This is a genomic window from Saccharomonospora saliphila YIM 90502, from assembly GCF_000383795.1.
Taxonomy (GTDB): domain Bacteria; phylum Actinomycetota; class Actinomycetes; order Mycobacteriales; family Pseudonocardiaceae; genus Saccharomonospora; species Saccharomonospora saliphila.
Genome location: NZ_KB912678.1, coordinates 4,985 through 8,759, shown reverse-complemented (window position 1 = coordinate 8,759; position 3,775 = coordinate 4,985). Strand labels below are relative to the sequence as shown.

General features: G+C 74.0%; 4 protein-coding genes. 3 read left to right on the top strand and 1 reads right to left on the bottom strand.

Translation table 11 applies throughout. The features are described from left to right. The coding region (locus SACSA_RS0112515) for an NAD(P)/FAD-dependent oxidoreductase (protein WP_019816274.1) at window positions 1-525 on the bottom strand (525 nt) is incomplete at its 3' end. Window positions 526-731: 206 nt separating this feature from the next. Here SACSA_RS0112515 and SACSA_RS0112510 point away from each other — a divergent pair. The 3 genes from SACSA_RS0112510 to SACSA_RS0112500 all read left to right on the top strand — a co-directional run bounded on the left by SACSA_RS0112510 (window position 732) and on the right by SACSA_RS0112500 (window position 3,630). Then, on the top strand, window positions 732-1,850 hold the full coding sequence (locus SACSA_RS0112510; RefSeq protein ID WP_019816273.1) for an MBL fold metallo-hydrolase: 1,119 nt from the start codon (window positions 732-734) through the stop codon (window positions 1,848-1,850). 242 nt (window positions 1,851-2,092) lie between these two features. Next, window positions 2,093-2,644, top strand: coding sequence for a sigma-70 family RNA polymerase sigma factor (locus SACSA_RS22720; protein ID WP_048876739.1), 552 nt, complete (start codon window positions 2,093-2,095; stop codon window positions 2,642-2,644). A gap of 140 nt (window positions 2,645-2,784) precedes the next feature. Further along, window positions 2,785-3,630: a DUF4397 domain-containing protein gene (locus SACSA_RS0112500; RefSeq protein ID WP_019816271.1), complete on the top strand. Its 846-nt coding sequence runs from the start codon at window positions 2,785-2,787 to the stop codon at window positions 3,628-3,630. Window positions 3,631-3,775 lie beyond the last annotated feature (145 nt).

Here is a 3,775-nt window from a genome sequence, read left to right as displayed (position 1 = left end):
CTCGCCGGGCGCGGGCACGCCGTCGGCACCCAGCGGGTTCGGGTTGTCGCCCGTGCCCGACGCGTCGAGCAGCGCCCGAGCGGTGACCAGTTCCTCCCGGCCGTCGGCGTGCCGGACGTGGACGGTCAGCGGCTCGGTCTCCCGCCCCGCGTCGACGACCCGGTCGCGCCCGCGCCGGGCGACGCCGACGACCTCCGCCCCGTACCGCACGGTGTCGCCGAGGGCGTCGGCGAGCGGGCGCAGGTAGTCGCGCACCCAGTCCCCACCGGTCGGATAGCCGCTGCCGTCCGGGCGCTGCCACCCCCGGGACGCCAGCAGTCGCTCGGCGGCCGGGGAGACCAGCTCGGACCACGGGGAGAACAAGCGCACGTGCCCCCATCGCACCACGCCCGCGCCCGCGTGGGCACCACGTTCGAGCACCAGCGGATCGAGTCCGCGTTCCCGGAGTTCGGCCGCCGCCGCCAGGCCGACGGGACCGGCCCCCACGACCACCACCGGCAGGGTGTCGTCTCGCACTGCCACCACGCCCTTCTCACCTCGTCCGACTTCATCGATGCGTGTCGATCGCTGTGGGGTCAATGTATCGACTGGAATCGATCGGAGCAACCATCGATTGCCATCGATATAGCCCCCTGTCCCCCGGGCCACCCGTCCCGCGTGTGTCGGCGTCGACACATCGTGGAACCGTGTCCGGGCCGGTGGCGTTGACGGGACGAGGGAGGTGGCGCCGGATGCGCGTGGGGCTGGGTTTGGCCGCGGTGGGACTCGGGGTGACGGCGACGACGGGAGTCGTGGCCGCGGGCTCCGGGGTCGTGACGGCGCTCGGGGGACGGCCGGATCCGGACCGGCTGCGGACCTCTCCGCGGTACCGCGACGGCGCGTTCCACAATCCCCGGCCGGCGCACTGGGTGCCCCGCGGCAGCACCCTCGACCTCCTCCGCGACATGGTCGCCGCCAGGCGCGCGCGCCGTCCGATCGGCGCGGTCCCGCTGGTCGCGCCCGACACCGCGCCGGAGCGCGGACTGCACCTGACCTGGTACGGACACGCCAGCTCCCTCGTCCAGCTCGACGACACCCGGGTGCTGTTCGACCCGGTGTTCAGCGACCGGGCCTCGCCGTCGCGGCTGGTCGGGCCCAAGCGCCTGCACCCGGTGCCCCACCGGCTCGACGAGCTTCCCCGCCTCGACGCCGTGGTGATTTCCCACGACCACTACGACCATCTGGACATGACCACCGTGCGGGAGCTGGCGCGCACCAGCGAGGCGGTGTTCGTGGTGCCGCTCGGCGTGCGCGCGCACCTGTGCGCCTGGGGAGTGCCCGGCGAGCGCGTCACCGAACTCGACTGGGGCCACGGCACCCGCGTCGGCGGCGTGTGGCTGACCGCCACCCCCGCGCGGCACTTCTCCGGCCGCGCCTTCGCGCGCAACACGACGCTGTGGGCCTCGTGGGTCGTGGCGAGCGCACGCCACCGCGTCTTCTACAGCGGCGACACCGGCTACATCGACGGCTTCACCGACATCGGCCGCGAGCACGGTCCGTTCGACGCGACGCTGATCCAGGTCGGCGCCTACGCGGAGAGCTGGCCGGACATCCACATGACCCCGGAGCAGGGGGTGGCCACCCACCGCGACGTGCGCGGCGGGCTGCTGGTCCCGGTGCACTGGGGAACGTTCACCCTGGCCCCGCACGGCTGGGCCGAGCCCATCGAGCGGGTGTTGCGAGCCGCGGACGAGCACGGCGTTCCCGTCGCGGTGCCGCGCCCGGGCGAGCGCATCGATGTCACGGCGCCGCCGCCGGTGCGTGGTTGGTGGCGTCCGCACAGCCCGGACGGGGCGTCCACTCCCCGCTGAGCGCAGGACGCTGGGCGGGATGCTGCGGGCGGTGGTCGCGGGTGCTGAGCGGGCCGGTGGTGAGCGTGCCGCCGCCGTGCGGAGGCCGGTCGTGCTGACGGCGTGGCGGGATGCCGTCGGTGTTTCCGGTTTCCGTCACCGAAAGCGGGTACGGACCCGGTGTGGCGGATGCGCTCGATCGTGAGCATTCCACGCTCGGAGCCCCCAGTGTCCCGGGCCGTGATGTACCCGCTGAGGAACACGTGTGGCGCGCGCTGTACGACCGTTACGCGGGACTGATCTACGGTGTCGCCCTGGCCGAGCTGACGCACCGGGCCGACGCCGAGGATGCCACTCAGGAGGTGTTCCTCAAGGCGTGGAGAAGCCGCGCGAGCTTCGATCCCGGCCGGGGACACATGCGGTCGTGGCTTCTGTCCATCGCCCGGAACGTGGTCCACGACCGGCTCGCCGCCCGGGGGCGCGACCGTGCCGTGCGTGAGGCGGTCGCGGCCGAACGCACACCGGTCCGGGCCCGGGCCGACGCGCCCCCCACCGGGGACACCGTCGTCGGCGGCCTCACGCTCGCCGCCCTGTTGACCGAGCTCGCCGCTGCTCAGCGATTGGTCGTGGTGCTCGTGGTCGTCGAGGACCTCACCCACCGCCAGATCGCCGAGCGGACCGGCTGGCCGCTGGGCACGGTCAAGAGCCACTGGAGCCGCGCGCTGAACCGGTTGCGCCGGAACGGGGCCGAGTGGGCGGGCGAGGCGGCGTCCCCTCGGCGTGCCGGGGACCGTGCCGGGACGCCTTCCGGGTAATCGACCCGCGGATAACGCCGACCACGCGTGGCGAGAATTCCTGTTCCTCCCGCATCCGGCGATTCGCCCGATCCGGTACAGGTCAGCGACGGCCGCGTCGACAACGCGCCGTGACCCATGACGAAGGAGGAGGCACTCCCATGCGCAAGCTTCTGCTCGGCGCCCTCAGCGGGGTGACCGCGGCCGCGCTGGCCGTGGCCGCGGGCGGTGTGGCCGCGGCGGATTCCGGTCAAGGACACGCCGCGTCCGCCCAGGCCACCGGCACGGTGTACGTCGTCCACGGCATCCCCGGCACGCCGGTCGATGTGTACGTGGACGGCGAACGCGCCCTCGACGACTTCCAGCCCGAGACCACTCAGGGCCCGCTCACGCTGCCGTCCGGCAGTCACCAGGTCCAGATCTTCCCGGCCGACGCGCCGGACGCGACCGGGCAGCCCGTGGTCGAGGCGACCGCCGACGTGCCCGCCGACGGCAACGTGTCACTCGTGGCCCATCTCGACGAGGGAGGCACGCCGACCCTGACCCCCTACGCCAACGACGTGAGCCCGGTGCCCACCGGACAGGCACGGCTGGTCGTCCGCCACGACGCGGCGGCTCCTGCCGTGGACGTGCGGGCCGACGGTGTCCCCGTGGTGTCCGGGCTGACCAACCCGAACCAGGAAGCCCTCGTCGTGGACGCGGGCACGGTGCAGGCCGATGTCGTGCTGGCCGGCACCGAGGAGGTGGTGATCGGCCCGGCGTCGCTGCCGCTGGAGGAGGGCACGGCGACGTTCGTGCACGCCGTCGGGTCCGCCGAGGAGGGCACGCTGACTTTCGTGCCTCTGACGATCAGCGACCTCAGCGGTGCGCCGAGCGGGGTTCCTGCCGGTGTCGCCGAGCCCGCGGATTCCGGTCTGGGCTGGGTCGTCGGTGGCTCCCTGGCGACGCTCCTGGCGCTCACCGCCGTGGCCGCGGTCCGGCGCACGGTGACCAGCCGCGAGCCGTGATACCCCGCGGGCGTGGGCTGAGCGCGTCGGGCCCGGTCGATGGCCGGGCCCGACGCCGCCGTGCGTGGCGCGTGGTGCTCGTGTGCGTGGTGCTCGTGGCGGTGCCGTTCGGCTGGTGGTCGTCGCGGCCCGACCCGGCGGGTCC